This is a genomic window from Pseudonocardia broussonetiae (assembly GCF_013155125.1).
Classification (GTDB): domain Bacteria; phylum Actinomycetota; class Actinomycetes; order Mycobacteriales; family Pseudonocardiaceae; genus Pseudonocardia; species Pseudonocardia broussonetiae.
On sequence record NZ_CP053564.1, the window covers coordinates 4809304 to 4826644 of the forward strand.

Genomic DNA, 17341 nt, shown 5'->3' on the forward strand with positions numbered 1-17341 from the left:
ACGTCGAGAGGTACCACCGTGTCGTCGCCCGAGCAGTCCGCAGCCGCGCAGTCCGCCAGCACCGGCGCCCCCGAGCTGGGCACCGCGCGCGTGAAGCGCGGGATGGCCGAGATGCTCAAGGGCGGCGTGATCATGGACGTGGTCGACGCCACGCAGGCGAAGATCGCGGAGGACGCCGGCGCCGTCGCCGTCATGGCGCTGGAGCGCGTGCCCGCCGACATCCGCGCGCAGGGCGGGGTCGCCCGCATGAGCGACCCCGACATGATCCAGGGCATCGTCGACGCCGTCTCGATCCCGGTCATGGCCAAGGCCCGCATCGGGCACTTCGTCGAGGCGCAGGTGCTGCAGTCGCTCGGCGTCGACTACGTCGACGAGTCCGAGGTCCTCACCCCCGCCGACGAGGCGCACCACATCGACAAGTGGGCGTACACGGTGCCCTTCGTCTGCGGCGCCACCAACCTCGGTGAGGCCCTGCGTCGCATCTCCGAGGGCGCGGCGATGATCCGCTCGAAGGGCGAGGCCGGCACCGGCAACGTCGTCGAGGCCACGCGGCACATGCGGTCGATCCGCGGCGAGATCCGCAAGCTCGCCGCACTCGACGAGGCCGAGCTGTGGGTCGCGGCCAAGGAGCTGCGGGCGCCGGTCGAGCTGGTCCGCGAGGTCGCGGCGGCCGGCAAGCTGCCCGTCGTCCTGTTCACCGCGGGCGGCATCGCCACCCCCGCCGACGCCGCGATGATGATGCAGCTCGGCGCCGAGGGCGTGTTCGTCGGCTCGGGCATCTTCAAGTCGGGCGACCCGGCCCAGCGCGCCGAGGCGATCGTCAAGGCGACCACCTTCTTCGACGACCCCGACGTCATCGCGAAGGTCTCGCGCGGTCTCGGCGAGGCGATGGTCGGCATCAACATCGACCAGCTCCCGCCCGAGCAGCGCTACGCCGGCCGCGGCTGGTAACCCGTTCTCTCACGCTGCGTGCCCCGGACCGAGTGAGGACCCGGCCCGATGGTGTGACGCGGCCGTCCGGAGTCACGCACTGCGCCTAACGTCGGCCCCGTCGATGTGACTGATGGGGACGGAGAGACGCATGAGGCGACAGGTGACGGTGGGTGGCCTGGTGGCCCTCGCGCTGCTGAGCGGGTCCGTGGTGGCGCAGGCCGCCCAGCCCGCCCCTCCGGCGGGGGAGTGCGTGGCCGGGGGAGTGGAGGGTGGGGCGTCGGACGAGCCGGACGACTCCGCCGACCCGGGGGACTCCTCCGACGACTCGGGCGACGAGGAGCCGGCCGACGACGACTCGGGCTCGGACGACGACTCGGGGGACTCGGACGACGAAGCGCCTTCCGACGACTCGGCTGACGAGGACCCGGCCGACGACTCCGCCTCGGAGGATGACCCCGCCGACGAGGACCCCGCCGACAGCTCCGACGACGACGCCTCGGGTGACGACGCCTCGGGTGACGACGCCTCGGGTGACGACGCCTCGGGTGACGACGCCTCGGGTGACGACGCCTCGGGTGACGACGCCTCGGGTGACGACGCCTCGGGTGACGACCAGGCCGACGACAACACCTCCTCCGACGACACCCCCTCCGACGACGCCACCGACGAGGCACCGGCCGACACCGCCGCCCCCGCGGACGCGACTGCTCCGGCGGATGCCGCCGCCTCGGCCGGCGCCGCCTGCGCCACGCCCACCGCGGCCGAGGCGCTCGGCTGGGGCGCCCCCGCGCTGGCCGACGAGTTCGACGGCGCCCTCGGCGGCGACTGGCGCGTCTACTCCGGCACCGGTTTCGACGGTCAGGGCACCCGGACCGCCGACGCCCTGAGCGTCTCCGACGGCGTCCTCACGATCACCGGGGACGCCGCCGGCAACACCGGCGGCATGGCGTGGAGCACGGGCCAGGAGTACGGGCGGTGGGAGGCGCGGGTGCGCACCCCCGCCGGCGACCCGTCGTACAACCCGGTCCTGCTGCTCTGGCCCGACGACCCGGCCGCCGCCGGTCAGGAGATCGACTTCCTCGAGGTCCTCGACCCCACCCGCCAGACCGCCAACGCCTTCGTCCACCCCGGCGGCGGGTCGGCGGCGGAGACCGCTGAGGTCGCGGTCGACGGCACCGCCTGGCACACCTGGGCCGTCGAGTGGACCCCCACCTCCGTCACCACCTACGTCGACGGCACCGAGTGGTGGCGCCTCGACGACCCCACCCTCCTGCCCTCGGGCCCCATGCACCTGTGCGTCCAGCTCGACTGGTTCCCCACCGGCGGCGAGACCGTCCAGGAGTCCTCGATGCAGGTCGACTGGGTCCGCCAGTACGCCCTCCCGACCACCCCGGCGACGACGGACCCTGCGCCCCCGGCCGACGCAGCGGCCCCGTCCGCCCCCGGCACCTCCGCCGCCCCCGGCACCCCCGCTGACGCCACCCCTCCCGCCGACACGACCGCCCCGGCCGATGCGACCGCCCCGGCCGATGCGACCACCCCGGCCGATGCGACCACCCCGTCCGATGCGACCACCCCGTCCGACGCGATCACCCCTGCCGCTGTCCCCGCCGACCCGACGGCACTCACCGACGCGACGGCACCCGCCGACGCGACGGCACCCGCGGACCCGACGGCACCCGCAGACACCCCCGCGGCGACCGAGGGCATGACCAGGACCGAGGGGGTCCGCCTCGCCGAGGGCGCCCCCGACCTCCCCGCCCGCCCCGGCATCGTCGGCCACGCGGTCGCCGCACCCCGCGGCTGATCGCCTACCCTGCGCCTACACACCGATTCCGATCTCCACACCGACAGCAACCGGTGCGGTGGACGGAACCGGTGCGCGAGCCCCGATCGCCGCCCGAACCGGCGATCGGGGCTCGACGTCGTCCGGGGGCCGGCGGCCCGGGCAACCGGCGGGTCAGGCCGGCGCCCTCCGGACACGCGGCGGCCGAGAAGCCGACCGTCCACACACCAGTCCCGTCCCCGGCACACCGACTGCAGCGGGTGTGCGGGGTACGGAACCGGTGTGCGAGGCGCGGACGCCGCGGTGATCGCCGGAAGTGCGCCGTGGTGGTCGTCCGACCGACCGTGGCGGTGCGGTTTCGACGATCACCGCCGCTGTGATCGCCGTCCACCGCACCTGAGCGTCCGGGAGGCGACCGTGGTGTGCGGCGGACCGCGATCAAGGCCGATGGGTGCGGTGTCGGTGGCTGACCACCGGGCGTGCGTCAGCCCGGCCCGATTGGCTCGGCCACCACTGGCGGCTCGCGGTGGGCGGACCCGGCCGCCGGACGGTCCACACACCGGTCCTGCCACCGCCACATCACCTGCAACCGGTGTGCGGAGCACGCACCCGGTGTGCGACGGCGGACGCCCGGTGATCGCCGGAAGTGCGCCACAGCGGTCGTCCGACCGCCCGTGGCGGTGCGATTTCGATGATCACCGCCGCCGTGATCGCCGTCCACCGCACCTGAGCGTCTGTGAGGCGACCGTGGTGTGCGGCGAACCGCGATCAAGGTCGATGGGGTGTCGGTGATGGCCGGGCGTGCGCCAGCCCGGCCCGATGTGGCTCGGCCACCACTCGCGGCTCACGGTGACCGCACCCCCGGACGTCCACACCCCGTTCCCACCACCGCCACCTGCATCCGCTGCCCGCCCCGCGAACTCCGCGGCGATCACCGGGAGTGCGACGTCAGCCCCCCAGTGCCACCATCACACGTACTCCATCACCAGCACCGCCCCCGACCCGGGGACCAGTGCCTGGTAGAGGTGCGGGCGGTCGCCGGGGAAGCGGGCGTAGTCGCCCACCCCCAGCTCCACCTCCCCACCCGTCGGCCCCGCCCGCCACCGACCCGCCGTGACGAGCAGGTGCTCGGTCGTCCCGCGGATGTGGGCGTGCGCCTCGCGCGCCGCGCCGGGCTCCGCGGTGATGACGTGCAGATCGCGCCGCGCCCCGGGAGGGCAGGCGGCGAGCAGGGTGCCGGTGAACGGGGCGTGCTCGGACGGGAGGGCGAGGCCCTCGCCCGCGCGGATCACCCGGACCGGCGACTCGACCGGGTCGACCAGCCGGCTGAACGGCACGTCGAGCACTACGGCGATCGCCCACAGCGTCTCGACGCTCGGGTTGCCGGTGCCGGACTCCAGCTGTGAGAGCGTCGACTTCGCGATCCCGGCCCGCCGCGCGAGCTCGGTCAGCGACAGGCCCATCCGCTCGCGCTCGCGGCGCAGCGCGGCGGCGATGGCGGCCAGGGGAGCTGTTCGTTCCATCGGTCTCCACGTTCGGGTTGACGAACACCGGTTGGGTGTTCAGCATAAGCGACATGCGTTCGCTGAATCGAACGGACGGTCTGCGCGACGTGCTCGCGCTCGCCTCCGCCGTCGGGGTGGTCGGGGCGTCGTTCGGCGCGCTCGCCGCCGCGGCGGGGATCCCGCTCGCGCTGGCGTCGGGGATGTCGCTGCTCGTGTTCGCCGGCGGCTCGCAGTTCCTGGTCGTGAGCGTGGTCGCGGCGGGCGGGAGCCCGGTGGCCGCGGTCGTCGCCGGGCTGCTGATCAACGCCCGGCACCTGCCGTTCGGGCTGGCGATGGCCCCGGTGGTCGGCACCTCGTGGCCCGCGCGGCTGGTCGGTGCGCACGTCCTGATCGACGAGTCGGTCGCCTTCGCCCGGTCCCGCGGCGACGGCGCCCGCCGCGCGTTCTGGATGTGCGGGGCCGCGCTGTTCGTCTTCTGGAACGTCGGGACGGTGGTCGGCGTGCTGGCCGGGGCGGCGGTGCCCGACACCGACGCGTTCGGCATCGACGCCGCCTTCCCGGCCGCGCTGCTCGCGCTGCTGGTCCCGGCGCTGCGCGAGGCCGACGCGCGGCGGGTCGGGCTGGCCGCCGCCGCGGTCGCGCTGGTCGCCACGCCGTTCCTGCCCCCGGGCCTGCCGGTGCTGGTCGGGCTCCTCGGCCTGGCCGCCGCGGGGAGGGCCCCGACGGCGCCCGCCGCCGCCGGGAGGCCCCGATGAGCGGGAGGCCCCGATGACCTGGACCGCCGTCCTCGTGCTCGCCGCCGGCACCTACCTGCTGCGCCTGGCCGGGCTCGTGCTGCGCGAGCGGATGCCGCTCTCGCCGCGCACCGAGCGCCTGCTCGACCTCGGCGCCACCGCCCTGCTCGTCGCCCTCCTGGCCACGGCCGCCCTGACCCAGGACGGCGGGTTCGCCGGCTGGGCGCGCACCGGCGGCGTGGCCGTCGGGGCGGTCGCGGCGTGGCGGCGGGTGCCGTTCGTGCTGGTCGTGGTGCTGGCCGCCGCCACGACCGCGGGCCTGCGCCTCCTCGGGGTGCCGTGACCGCTCCCGTAGGGGAGGCTCGGCGGGTGCACTGTCTGGTGATCGGGGCGACCGGCTACGTCGGCGCCCGGCTCGTGCCCCACCTGCGCACCGCCGGCCACGCCGTGCGGGTGCTGGTGCGCGACGAGGCCAAGCTCGACCGGCTGCCGTGGGCCGACGACGTCGACCGCGTCGTCGGCGACGTCTCGTCGGCGGCCGACCGCGCCTGCCGCGGCATCGACGCCGTGTTCTACCTCGTGCACTCCATGGACGGCCCGGGCTACGCCGACCGCGACCGCCGCGCCGCCGAGCAGCTCGCCGCCGCCGCGGGGGCCGCGGGCGTGCGGCGCGTCGTCTACCTCGGCGGGCTCCAACCGGCCGGTGACGCCAACTCCGAGCACCTCGCCTCCCGCCGCGAGACCGGCGAGGCGCTGCTGGCCGGTCCGGTGCCGGCCGCGGTCCTGCAGGCCGGGATCGTCGTCGGCGCGGGGTCGGCGAGCTTCGAGATGATCCGCCACCTCGCCACGCTCTCGCCGGTCCTGCCCCTGCCCGACCGCGCGTGGAACGCCGTGCAGCCCATCGGCATCGACGACGTGCTCTACCACCTCACCGCCTGCCTGGAGCTCCCCGACGACGTCAACCGCACCTTCGACATCGGCGGCGCGGAGGTCCTGTCCTTCCGCGAGCTGATGACCGGCTTCGCCACGGTGGCGGGTCGGCTGCGGCCGGTGGCACTGCCGGTGCCGGTCAGCGCGCCGCGGCTGCTCGCCCGCGCGGTGCAGGCGCTGACCCCCGTCGACCGGCACCTGGCCGGCCCGCTGCTGGAGTCGATGGCCCACGACCTGATCGTCCGGGACGACCCGCCGAACGGTCCGCCGCCCGGTGGCCCCACCCCCTACGCCGAGGCCGTCCGCCGCGCGCTGGCCGAGGAGGGCGCCGCCGGTCGTGTCGCCACCGACCCGCCCGAGCCCGAGCTCGACAGCGCGCACGTCGAGTCCGTCGACGCTCCCGCGGGCGTGCTGTGGGACGTCGTCCGCGGCATCGGCGGCGACAACGGCTGGTACACGGTGCCCGGCGTGTGGGCGCTGCGCGGCGGGATCGACCGGCTGCTCGGCGGCGTCGGCGCCCGGCGCACGACCCCGGCGCGGCTGGAGAAGGGGGCGGCGCTGGACTGGTGGCGCGTCGAGGACGTCGACGAGGGCCGCTCGCTCACGCTGCGCGCGGAGACCAAGCTGCCCGGGACGGTGTTCCTGGAGCTGCGCGCCGAGCCCGTCGACGCCGTGAGCAGCCGCTACGTCCAGACCGTGCGCTTCCTGCCCGACGGCCTCGCCGGCCGCGCCTACTGGTACGCCCAGCTCCCCGCGCACGAGTTCGTGTTCGGCGTGATGGCCCGGACGATCGCCGGGGTGGCCGGTACTACCGCGCGTCGACGGGCACGGCCGGCCTGACCAGCCGCCGGGCCGCGGGCAGCGCCAGCAGCGCCGCGGCCACGGCGACGATCACCGTCAGCACGGCGAGCGGGCGCGTGAAGCCGCCGGCCCCACCGGCCACCGAGAGCAGCAGCGGCACCCCGAAACCGAGGTAGGCGCAGGCGTAGAAGGTGCCGGTGAGGGCGCCGCGGGCGGTGGGGGAGGCGAGCTCGCCGACCATCGTCAGCCCGGCGGCCAGGCACAGCCCGTAGCCGACGCCGAGCAGCAGCGCCACCGGCACCAGCAGCGGCCACGCCCCGGTGCCCACCCCGACCAGCGCCAGTCCGAACCCGACGGCGCCGATGGCCAGGCCTGTGGGCCCGGCGGCGACGTAGCCGATGCGGCGCCCCAGCGGCTGCGCGAACACCCCCGTCAGCAGCGTCACCCCGGCCACGAGCCCGGTGATCGCCACCGCGATCTCGGGCATCGACGGCGTGAGCAGCAGTGGCAGGACCGTGACGGCGGTGGACGGGAACGTGAACACCCCGATCGCGACGGGCAGCACGACCAGCGCGAACGCCGTGCGCGCGCCGGGCGGGACGCCGAGGTCGACGATCTTCCCGCGGCGGCGGTCGGCGGGTGCGAGCGTCTCCGGGACGCTCGGCAGCAGCACCAGCCCGACGACCATCAGCACCACGTGCACGAGGTAGGGCAGCACCGTCGGCAGCGGCAGCCACTGCGCCATCAGCCCCGACACGAGCGGCCCGATCGCCCAGCCGCCGCCGAGCGCCGCGGTGGTGAGGCGGGCGGCGCGGGCGGACTCGCCGATGAGCTCGCCGAGCCACGCCGTGCCGACGCTGAACACCACGCCCGACACCGCACCCTGCAGGAACCGCCCGACGAACAGCAGCACGACCGACCCCGACGCCCCCAGGAACAGCAGCGAGGTGACGATCGACAGCACCACGAACGGCACGACGACCGGGCGCCGCCCGAAGCGGTCCGACGCCGGGCCGGCGAGCAGCAGAGCGGGCACGAGCCCGGCCGCGTAGACGCCGAACGCGCCGGTCAGGGCGTCGGAGGACAGGCCGAGCAGGTCGCGGTAGACCAGCAGCAGCGGTGTGGGCACGTTCGTCCCGAAGGCCACCACGAACACGGCCGTCCACAGCCTCAGCACCGCGCTCCGTCGCACCGGGCCATCATGCGCCATCACCCCCGTGAGTGGATACGAGTGCTGCAGCACTCCTAACCACTCACGGGTCGGTGGCCACGTCGTACCGCGCGAACCCGCGGGTGAAGGTGGCGGTGCCCGACGTCGTCGCGCGCAGGTCGACGGCGTAGCGCAGGAGCTCGGTGCACGGCACCTCCGCGCGCACGACGCTGCGGCCCGGCCCGGCGACCTCGGTGCCGAGGACGCGCCCGCGCCGGGCCGAGAGGTCACCGAGCACCGCGCCCAGGTGCTCGTCGGGGATGCGGACGACGACCTCGTCGAACGGCTCCAGCAGCACCGTGCCGCACGCCGCCGCGGCCTCGCGCAGCGCCAGCGCGCCCGCGGTCTGGAACGCCGCGTCCGAGGAGTCGACGGAGTGGGCCTTGCCGTCGACGAGCGTCGCGCGGACGTCGACGACGGGGTGGCGCTCGTCGTCCAGACCCCGCTCGAGCTGGGCGCGGATGCCCTTCTCGACGCTGGGCACGAACTGCGTCGGCACCGACCCGCCGACGACGGCGGACCGGAACTCGAACCCCGCACCGCGCGGCAGCGGCTCGAACTCGACGTGGCACACCGCGTACTGCCCGTGCCCGCCGCTCTGCTTGACGTGCCGCCCGGTGACGCGCGCGGACCCGGCGAGCGTGACGCGCATCGGCACCCGCACCGGCTCGGTGTCGACGCCGATCCCGGAACCGCCCGCGCCGCCCGCGCGCAGCCGCGACAGCACCACGTCGGCGTGCGCCTCGCCCATGCACCACAGCACGGTCTGGTGGGTCTCGGGGTTGCGCTCGAGCACGAGCGTCGGGTCGGCGGCGACGATCCGGCCCAGCGTGCGCACCAGCGCGTCCTCGTCGCCGCGGGTCCGCGGGACGACGGCCACGGGCAGCAGCGGCTCGGGCAGGTTCCAGCACGACAGCAGCAGCGGGTGGGCGGCGTCGGAGACCGTGTCGCCGGTCTCGGCCGACCCCAGCTTCGTCAGCGCCGCGATGTCGCCGGCCACCACGGCGTCGACCTCGTGGAGCGCGGCCCCGAGCGGGACGTGGACGTGCGCGAGCCGCTCGTCGTCGTCGTGGTCGTGCTCGCCGCCGCGCTGGCGGGGCACCGCGGTGTGGCCGCTCACGTGCACGACGGTGTCGGGCCGCAGCGTCCCGGAGAACACGCGGACCAGCGACACCCGCCCGACGTACGCGTCGGCCGCGGTCCGCACGACCTCCGCGGCGAGCGGGCCGTCGGGGTCGGCCGTCAGCGGCTCGTGCGGGCTGCCGTCGACGCCGGACACGGCCGGCAGCGGGTGCTCGAGCGGCGACGGGAACCCGCCCGCGAGCACCTCCAGCAGCGCGTCCAGCCCGATCCCGCCCGCCGCGCACACCGGGACGACGGGGTGGAAGGCACCGCGCGCGACCGCCGTCTCCAGGTCGTCGACCAGCGTCGCGAACTCGATGTCCTCGCCGCCGAGGTAGCGCTCCATCAGCGACTCGTCCTCGGACTGCTCGATGATCCCCTCGATCAGCGACGCCCGCGCCTCGCGCGAGCCGGGCGGCGCCTGCCCGGCCGGGGTGCGGGAGAGCAGGCCGTAGATGCCGGTGAGCCGCTCACCGATGCGGATCGGGAGGTAGAGCGGCGCGACGCCGTCGCCGAAGGACGCCTGGCAGGCGGCGATGGTGGCCTCCAGGTCGGCGCGGGGCCCGTCGCACCGGGCGACGACCACGGCCCGCGGCATCCCGACCGCCGCGCACTCCTCCCACTGCGCGACCGTCGCGGGGTCGATGCGGCCCTCGCGCCCCTCGTCGGCGGCGACGACGAACAGCGCGGCGTCGGCGGCGCGCAGCCCCGCGCGGAGCTCGCCGACGAAGTCGCCGTAACCGGGGGTGTCGATCAGGTTGATCTTGATGCCGTCGTGGACGACCGGCGCCACGGACAGCGCGACCGAGCGCTGCTGGCGGACCGCGGCGGGGTCGTGGTCGCAGACCGTCGTGCCGTCGGCGACCGAACCCGCCCGCGGGACCGTGCCGGTGTGCGCGAGCAGCGCCTCGACCAGCGTCGTCTTCCCCGACCCGGAGGGCCCGACCAGGACCACGTTGCGGATCTGCGCGGGGGAGACGGGTGCCGTCACCGTCCGCGTCCGTGCGCCCGATGCTCTGCCGGCCATGGTGACCACCTCGTCCCCGTCGACGTGTGCTCCATCTCACACCCGTCGCCCGTCGCGGGACAAGGGCTCCGGCGGCGGGACCACAACGGACAGAACCCGGAGGGTCCCGGGGACGGCGGTAGGGTGCGGCCCGTGGCAGTCCCCGGTCCCGGTTATGCGATCACCGCCCGCGTCGAGGTCCCGTCGTCCGCGAGCGCGGCAGGCGACCTCACGATGGCCGTCGGGCGTGTGGGGGGTGTCGTCACCGCGTTCGACGTGGTCGAGGCGGCCACCTCCACGCTCGTCGTCGACATCTCGTGCAACGCGCTGAACGAGGCGCACGCGCAGGAGATCACCGCGGCGCTGGAGGCGCTGCCCGGCGTGCACGTCCGCAAGGTCTCCGACCGGACGTTCCTGCTGCACCTGGGCGGCAAGCTCGAGGTGCAGTCGAAGGTCAGTCTGCGCAACCGCGACGACCTCTCCCGCGCCTACACCCCCGGCGTCGCCCGGATCTGCCAGGCGATCGCGGCCAACCCGGCCGACGCGCGGCGGCTGACGATCAAGCGCAACACCGTCGCCGTCGTCACCGACGGGTCGGCGGTGCTCGGCCTGGGCAACCTCGGCGCGGCCGCCGCGATGCCGGTGATGGAGGGCAAGGCGGCGCTGTTCAAGCGCTTCGCGGGCGTGGACGCGTGGCCGGTCTGCCTGGACACCCAGGACACCGAGGAGATCATCCGGACCGTCCAGATCCTCGCCCCGGCCTACGGCGGCATCAACCTCGAGGACATCGCCGCGCCGCGCTGCTTCGAGATCGAGGCGCGGCTGCGCGAGATGCTCGACATCCCCGTCTTCCACGACGACCAGCACGGCACCGCCGTCGTCGTCCTCGGGGCGCTGCGCAACGCGCTGCGCGTCGTCGACAAGAAGCTGACCGACTGCAGGGTCGTGGTGTGCGGCGTCGGCGCGGCGGGGTCGGCGATCATCCGGCTGCTGCAGTCGGGCTCGCCCGGCGACGTGCTCGCCGTCGACATCGACGGGATCGTGCACGCCGACCGCCCCGGCCTCGACGACAACCTGTCGTCCATCGCCTCGATGACGAACCGCTCGGGCACCTCCGGCACCCTCGCCGACGCCCTGGTCGGGGCCGACGTGTTCATCGGCGTCTCGGCGCCCAACCTGTTCGGCGCCGACGAGCTCGCGACGATGGCGCCCGACGCCGTGGTGTTCGCGCTGGCCAACCCCGACCCCGAGGTCGACCCGGCGGTCGCGCTGCAGCACGCGGCGGTCGTCGCGACGGGGCGGTCGGACTACCCGAACCAGATCAACAACGTGCTCGCGTTCCCCGGGGTGTTCCGCGGCCTGCTCGACGCCCAGGCCCGCGACATCACCGACGCCATGCTGCTCGCCGCGTCGGCGGCGATCGCCGACGTGGTCACCGAGCCCAACGCGAGCTTCATCGTGCCCAGCGTGTTCGACGCGTCGGTGGCGCCGGCCGTCGCGGAGGCCGTGCGGGCGGCGACGGCGAAGAAGGACGTCGCGCCGGTGTGACGACGGTCCCCGGTCGCGGGCCCGGGGTCCGGTGGGACGGCGATTACCCTGGTCGGCGTGGTTCCCGTGATCGGAGTGCTGGCCCTGCAGGGTGACGTCCGCGAGCACCTGGCCGCCGTGACGGCGTGCGGTGCGCGGGCGGTGGCGGTGCGCCGCCCGTCGGAGCTCGACGCCGTCGACGCCATCGTTCTGCCCGGCGGCGAGTCGACCACGATGAGCCGGCTGCTGACGACGTTCGAGCTCCTCGACCCGCTGCGGAAGCGCATCGCGTCGGGGATGCCGACCTACGGCTCGTGCGCCGGCATGATCCTGCTGGCACGCGACGTCCTCGACGGCCGCCCCGACCAGGAGCAGCTCGGCGGCCTCGACGTCGTCGTGCGCCGCAACGCCTTCGGCCGCCAGGTCGACTCGTTCGAGATCGACCTCGACGTCGACGGCGTCCCCGGCGCCCCGGTCCGCGCGGTGTTCATCCGGGCGCCGTGGGTGGAGTCGGCGGGCGACGGGGTCGAGGTGCTGGCCACGGTGCCCGAGCGGACGGTCGCAGGCCGGGGCACCGGCGACGCCGCCGGCCGGGTCGTGGCGGTGCGGCAGGGGTCGGTGCTGGCGACGGCCTTCCACCCGGAGCTGACCGGCGACCACCGGGTGCACGCGGCGTTCTGCAAGATGGTGACGGCGAGTACGGCGGCGGTCTGAGGGCCGGCCCGCCCCGCTGCGTGACAGTGGAGTGGCTTTACTGGCGTCCAGTGGCAGTAAAGCCACTCCACTGTCACCGGGCCAGCGCGGAGGCGGCCCGCCCCCGCCCCCCGCCCCCCGCCCCGCCGCCCGTCCCGCACAGCCCCGGCCCCGCGCCCTGCCCGCGCCCCCCCGCGCCCGGCCTCGCGGCGCGCGCATCCGCACCGCCCGCCTCCGCCGCCCCCCGCCGCCCGCCGCGCCTCACGCACGCCGCCTCCGCCGCACGCCGCGCCTCACGCACGCCGCGCTCAGCGCCCGCCGACGCCCCGCGCCCCCCGCGCCCCCCGCGCCCGCCGTGCCCCGCCCCCCCGCGGCCCCCCGGACGCCCCCCGGCAGTGACAGTGGAGTGGCTTTACTGCCGCCCAGTGACAGTAAAGCCACTCCACTGTCACGGGAGGGCGGTGTGGGAGGGGCGGTGTGGGAGGGCGATGTGGGAGGGCTGCGGCGGAGCTCGCGCTCAGCGCCGCTCGGTCCAGTGCAGGCCGGGAGGGCGGGGACGGCCGGTCGCGGCCCGGTGGGCCGCCGTCAGCTCCCGCAGCACCTCCGGTGCGTCGCCGCGCAGCCGTCGGGCGACGGTCGGCAGGACCGCCACCCCCGCGGCCGCGAAACGGGCGGACTTGGCCTGCTCGCGGGCGTAGTCCGTGGGCGTCAGGTGCCAGGCGATGGAGTTGATCTCCCAGGCGAGTGCGACGTCGTCCCACCACGCGTCGGCGACGCCCAGGAAGCGGCCGGACCCGTCGTGCACCGCGACGTTCCACAGCGGCTCCGGGAGCCCGGACCGTGCCCACAGCTTCTTCGCGTCGAGTTCGGCCGCCGACCGTATGCCGTCGCGAACGGCGCGCAGCACCCGCCGCGGGGTGGCCGACCCGTGCTGGCCGTTCGCGTCGAGCTCGGCGGCGATCTCCGCGACAGTGCACAGGCGTCGCTGCACCGCGTCGGAGAAGAGCTCGGCGATCTCGCGCTCGTCGCGCAGCGTCCGTGACCCGTCGGCGAGCGCCCGGGGCAGCGGCGCCAGCGGAACCCCGCCCCGGCGCACGGGGACCGGCATATTCCGGCTCCGGTCCACCCGCACGAACCACGTGTGCCGCAGCTGGCGGTCGTCCGGCACGAGCAGCTGCAGCTTCCGCCCGGGTGTCGGCGTACGGCGGACGCCCTGCCTCAGGCAGGCGCTGAGCCCTGTCAGCACCGCTCGCGGACCGCCGTGCAGGAGCGCGGCCGTGACGAGCTGGTCGTCGGTCGGCTCGCCCGTGCACAGCAGGAGGATGCCGGGGGCGAGGCGCTGCCACGGGCCGCCGTCGCGGCACCGCCGGTACACCGTCGACTCCGACAGCCCCATTTCGATCAGCACCCGCGCCGCGATGACACCACCCTGCGACGCCGCCCACAGCGTCGCCCGATCGGGCTCGGACCCTCGTCTCATGCAGGGGAGGATGAGTGCCGACCGCCCCCGGCCGTGGCGGAACGGCACAACCGGCACCCGCGCCGACGCCGCAGCGGCCCTCCGCCGCACCGCCGCGCGCCGCCCCCCACCACGTGACAGTGAAGTGGCTCTACTGCCGCCCAGTGACAGTAAAGCCACTCCACTGTCATCGGGAGGGGGCGGCAGGGCGCGGCGGCGGGGTGAGCGGAGGGGGCGGCGGGCGCGGCGGCGGGGAGGGCGGGGGGCGGCGGCAGGGGCAGCGGGGCGGTGGCGGGTGACGGGAGGCGGAGGGGGCGGTGGCGCGCGGGACGGGGTGGAGCGTGACGGCGCGCGCTCGGCCCCCGCCGTTCCGCCGAACGCACCAGCGCCCCTTCCTGTGTCCCGCCCGCCGCGGGTTTTCCTGCTCGTCACCTCCCACCCCCTCGCGTAACCCGACGCTGTTCCGGGGGAAACGCGCCTGCCACACGTCGGCTGTGTCCTTGTCCCACGCGATCACGACGTCCCAGGGCGATGACGACCGGGACGGACGCGGCCGACCCCTCCGCAGGACCCCCACCAGAAGGGCACCACCATGACCACGACCGTCGGACTGACCGAGACCGAGAAGCAGAGCCTCGAGGAGATCGCGCACCCGTCGCTGCCGGAGGGCTCGTCGATCTACGGCGGCACCAAGGTCTTCCCGGACTACCAGGCCGAGAACGGCGAGACCTACTTCACCCTCGTCCACGGCATCGCGCACGAGTCGTCGGTCAGCTTCGTCGCGATCCTGCAGGCCACCCGCGCGCAGCGGAAGGGCTTCGAGTCGGCGATCTACTTCTACGGCCCCGGCTCGCTGAACTGCCTGGCCACCCGCGGGTTCCCGACCACCGGCAACTCCGCGTTCCCCGGCGAGCACAACATCAACAGCTCGCTCAAGACGTTCATCGACGAGGGCGGCAAGGTCTACTGCTGCCGCTTCGGCCTGTCGCTGCACGGCGCCCGCGAGGAGGACCTCATCGAGGGCGTCATCCCGACGCACCCCCTCGACGTCCAGGACGCGTTGATCCACTACGCCCGCAAGGGCGCGATCATCAACTCCACCTACATGTTCTGAGAGGCACGACGTGAGCATCGTTGATCTCGGGATCCCGCTGACGACGAGGTCGGCACTGGCTGTACGGGGGGTGCGGACCCCCACCGCGGTCCGCCGCGGGCCGGGCGCCGGGCCGAGCGACGACGGGCACCTCGTGATCGACGGTGCGAACGTCACGCTCCCCATCGACCCCGGCAGCCCCTACGTCGTGCGGGACGGCCGCATCTACGACGGCGAGCTCGACCTGGGCGTCGCCGCGGCACCGGTGCGCCGGCCCGCCTTCTACGACCTGACCACGGCCGACGGCGTCCGCTACGAGCAGATCGCCCTGCTCCACGGCGCCGACGTCCTGGCCAGCACCGTCGTGCAGACCTGCATCCGCTACGCCGAGGCGGAGCGCTGCCGGTTCTGCGCGATCGAGGAGTCGCTGCGCGCGGGCAGCACCGTCGCCGCCAAGACCCCGGCGCAGCTCGCCGAGGTCGCGGAGGCGGCGGTGCGGCTCGACGGCGTCCGGCAGATGGTGCTGACGACGGGCACCACCGCCGGGCCCGACCGCGGCGCGAAGCACCTCGTCCGCTGCGTGCGGGCCGTGCTCGACGCCGTCCCCGGGCTGCCGGTGCAGGTGCAGATCGAGCCCCCCGGCGACCTCGACACCATCGACGAGCTCAAGGCCGCGGGCGCCACGTCCATCGGCATCCACGTGGAGTCGACCGACGACGCCGTGCGCCGCGCCTGGATGCCGGGCAAGGGGTCGGTGCCGATGGCCGAGTACGAGGCCGCGTGGGACCGCGCCGTCGCCGTGTTCGGCCGCAACCGCGTCTCGACCTACCTGCTCATCGGGCTGGGGGAGGACCCGGACGAGCTCGTGGCCGGGGCCGCGTCGCTCGTCGAGCGCGGCGTGTACCCCTTCGTCGTGCCGTTCCGGCCGCTGCCGGGCACCCTCGCGGTGCGCGACGGCGCCACCGGGCCGACCGCGGAGGTCGTGGCCGACGTGACGTCGCGCGTGGCCCGCCTGCTGCGCGAGGCCGGGATGTCGGGCGCCGACCAGGGCGCCGGGTGCGCCGCCTGCGGGGCGTGCAGCGCGCTGCCGGCGGCCGGAGGATGACCCTCCGACGCGCTCCCTCCCGCGGAGGCGGCATCGACACCGGCGGTCTCGGGCTCGGCGAGGTCCTCACCGGGGCCGCGCCCGCCCGTCCGGCCTTCACGATCGAGCCCACCGGTGACCTCGCGGCCTACCACGTGCTGCGCCGGGAGGTGTTCGTCGAGGAGCAGGGGCTGTTCGGCGGGCCCGGGAGCGACGGCACCGACCGCGACGACCGCGACGACGACCCCCGCCTGGTCGTCCTCGCCGCCCACGACCGCGACGGCACGTTCCTCGGCGGCGTCCGGCTCGGGCCGGTCACCGACCACGACATCGGCTGGTGGTTCGGCGGGCGGCTCGCCGTCACCCGCGCCGGGCGAAGGCTGCGCGGGGTCGGGGCGGCGCTGGTCCGCGCGGCCCGCGCGCACGCCGAGGCGGCCGGCGCCCTGCGCTTCGACGCCGAGGTGCAGGCGGCCAACGAGCGCTACTTCGCCCGCCTGGGCTGGAGCCGCGTCCGCGACGTCACCGTCGCCGGGCGCCCGCACGTCCTCATGCGCGCCCCGATCGGCCGCCTCGCCGCGGCCGCCGCGAGCAAGCAGCCCCTCGGTGGCCTGCTCGACGGCTTCCACCTGGGCGGCGCGGGCTTCGTCGGCGACGACGGCGCCCCCGTCCCCGGCACGGACGTGATCGCCGCCTGCGACGCGATCCTGCCGTCGATGGTGGAGCGCGACCCGGAGTGGGCCGGCTGGTGCGGCGTGCTCGTCAACCTCAACGACCTGGCCGCGATGGGCGCCGCCCCGCTCGGCCTGCTCGACTCCGTGGCCGGGCGGGACACCGCGTTCGTCGGCCGCGTGCTGGCCGGCCTGCGCGACGCCGCCCGCGCGTACGACGTGCCGGTCCTGGGCGGCCACACGCAGGTCGGTGTGCCCGCGGCCCTGTCGGTCACGGCGCTGGGCCGCACGGACGCGCCCGTCCCCGGTGGGGGCGGGCGACCCGGGCAGCGCGTCCGGCTCACCGCCGACCTCGGCGGCGGCTGGCGCCCCGGCTACTCCGGGCGCCAGTGGGACTCCACGAGCACCCGCCGCACGGCGGAGCTGCGGGCGATGCTCGGGGCGGTCGGCGCCGCGCGTCCGGCCGCCGCCAAGGACGTCTCGATGGCCGGCGTCGCGGGCACGCTCGGGATGCTGGCCGAGGCGGGCGGCTGCGGGGCCGTGCTCGACGTCGCCGCCGTCCCGCGCCCGGCCGGTGCCACCGCGGGCGACTGGCTCACCTGCTTCCCCGGCTTCGCCGTCCTCACCGCCGACGACGCCGGGCGCCCCGGCCTCGACGCCGGACCGGCCACGGGCGCGGAGTGCGGCGAGCTCGTGCCCGGCGGCGGCGTGGCGCTGCGCTGGCCCGACGGCGAGCTGACCGACGCCGTCCCGGCCGCGGTCACCGGCATGGGGCGGGCGTGACCGCCGT

The 17341-nt window shown here is 75.7% G+C and carries 14 protein-coding genes; 10 read left to right on the forward strand and 4 right to left on the reverse strand.

Translation table 11 applies throughout. The features are described from left to right. The first annotated feature begins 18 nt into the window (after window positions 1–18). Both pdxS and HOP40_RS36485 read left to right on the forward strand, forming a co-directional pair. On the forward strand, window positions 19–951 hold the full coding sequence (gene pdxS, locus HOP40_RS23410) for a pyridoxal 5'-phosphate synthase lyase subunit PdxS (protein ID WP_275691305.1): 933 nt from the start codon (window positions 19–21) through the stop codon (window positions 949–951). Between the two features lie 130 nt (window positions 952–1081). Further along, the gene (locus tag HOP40_RS36485; RefSeq protein ID WP_172161992.1) at window positions 1082–2740 is read left to right on the forward strand and encodes a glycoside hydrolase family 16 protein; all 1659 of its coding nucleotides are present in this window, start codon (window positions 1082–1084) and stop codon (window positions 2738–2740) included. A gap of 947 nt (window positions 2741–3687) precedes the next feature. On the opposite strand, the gene HOP40_RS23420 is transcribed toward HOP40_RS36485, so the two are convergent. Next, window positions 3688–4242 (reverse strand): helix-turn-helix domain-containing protein, encoded by a 555-nt coding sequence (locus HOP40_RS23420; protein ID WP_172161994.1) that lies wholly within the window; start codon window positions 4240–4242, stop codon window positions 3688–3690. A 53-nt stretch (window positions 4243–4295) separates the two neighbouring features. On the opposite strand from HOP40_RS23420, the gene HOP40_RS23425 reads away from it, so the two are divergent. Genes HOP40_RS23425 through HOP40_RS23435 form a run of 3 tightly spaced genes read left to right on the forward strand, consistent with a single transcriptional unit; the run spans window position 4296 to window position 6728 of the window. Beyond that, window positions 4296–4979 (forward strand): AzlC family ABC transporter permease, encoded by a 684-nt coding sequence (locus tag HOP40_RS23425; RefSeq protein ID WP_172161996.1) that lies wholly within the window; start codon window positions 4296–4298, stop codon window positions 4977–4979. Between the two features lie 13 nt (window positions 4980–4992). Further along, on the forward strand, window positions 4993–5301 hold the full coding sequence (locus tag HOP40_RS23430; protein ID WP_172161997.1) for an AzlD domain-containing protein: 309 nt from the start codon (window positions 4993–4995) through the stop codon (window positions 5299–5301). Window positions 5302–5327: 26 nt separating this feature from the next. Next, entirely contained in the window at window positions 5328–6728 is a 1401-nt protein-coding gene (locus HOP40_RS23435; protein ID WP_240157232.1) for an SDR family oxidoreductase, read from the forward strand. On the opposite strand, the gene HOP40_RS23440 is transcribed toward HOP40_RS23435, so the two are convergent. Both HOP40_RS23440 and HOP40_RS23445 read right to left on the reverse strand, forming a co-directional pair. After that, complete coding sequence (locus tag HOP40_RS23440; protein WP_205346889.1) at window positions 6697–7881, reverse strand: MFS transporter; 1185 nt, start codon at window positions 7879–7881, stop codon at window positions 6697–6699. The genes HOP40_RS23435 and HOP40_RS23440 overlap by 32 nt on opposite strands. A gap of 61 nt (window positions 7882–7942) precedes the next feature. Continuing rightward, on the reverse strand, window positions 7943–10048 hold the full coding sequence (locus HOP40_RS23445) for an elongation factor G-like protein EF-G2 (protein WP_172162001.1): 2106 nt from the start codon (window positions 10046–10048) through the stop codon (window positions 7943–7945). Between the two features lie 132 nt (window positions 10049–10180). On the opposite strand from HOP40_RS23445, the gene HOP40_RS23450 reads away from it, so the two are divergent. Beyond that, window positions 10181–11575: an NAD-dependent malic enzyme gene (locus HOP40_RS23450; protein ID WP_172162003.1), complete on the forward strand. Its 1395-nt coding sequence runs from the start codon at window positions 10181–10183 to the stop codon at window positions 11573–11575. Window positions 11576–11623: 48 nt separating this feature from the next. Further along, complete coding sequence (gene pdxT, locus HOP40_RS23455; protein WP_172168965.1) at window positions 11624–12268, forward strand: pyridoxal 5'-phosphate synthase glutaminase subunit PdxT; 645 nt, start codon at window positions 11624–11626, stop codon at window positions 12266–12268. 496 nt (window positions 12269–12764) lie between these two features. On the opposite strand, the gene HOP40_RS23460 is transcribed toward pdxT, so the two are convergent. Then, a complete protein-coding gene (locus HOP40_RS23460; protein ID WP_172162005.1) occupies window positions 12765–13727 on the reverse strand; it encodes a hypothetical protein in 963 nt (320 codons plus the stop codon). A gap of 571 nt (window positions 13728–14298) precedes the next feature. Between HOP40_RS23460 and HOP40_RS23465 the strand changes: the two genes are divergently transcribed. Genes HOP40_RS23465 through HOP40_RS23475 form a run of 3 tightly spaced genes read left to right on the forward strand, consistent with a single transcriptional unit; the run spans window position 14299 to window position 17334 of the window. Beyond that, the gene (locus tag HOP40_RS23465) at window positions 14299–14820 is read left to right on the forward strand and encodes an MSMEG_0572/Sll0783 family nitrogen starvation response protein (protein WP_172162007.1); all 522 of its coding nucleotides are present in this window, start codon (window positions 14299–14301) and stop codon (window positions 14818–14820) included. Window positions 14821–14830: 10 nt separating this feature from the next. Then, a complete protein-coding gene (locus HOP40_RS23470; RefSeq protein WP_240157234.1) occupies window positions 14831–15904 on the forward strand; it encodes an MSMEG_0568 family radical SAM protein in 1074 nt (357 codons plus the stop codon). Then, on the forward strand, window positions 15901–17334 hold the full coding sequence (locus HOP40_RS23475) for an MSMEG_0567/sll0787 family protein (protein ID WP_172162009.1): 1434 nt from the start codon (window positions 15901–15903) through the stop codon (window positions 17332–17334). The genes HOP40_RS23470 and HOP40_RS23475 overlap by 4 nt, the downstream gene beginning before the upstream one ends. The last annotated feature ends 7 nt before the right edge of the window (window positions 17335–17341 follow it).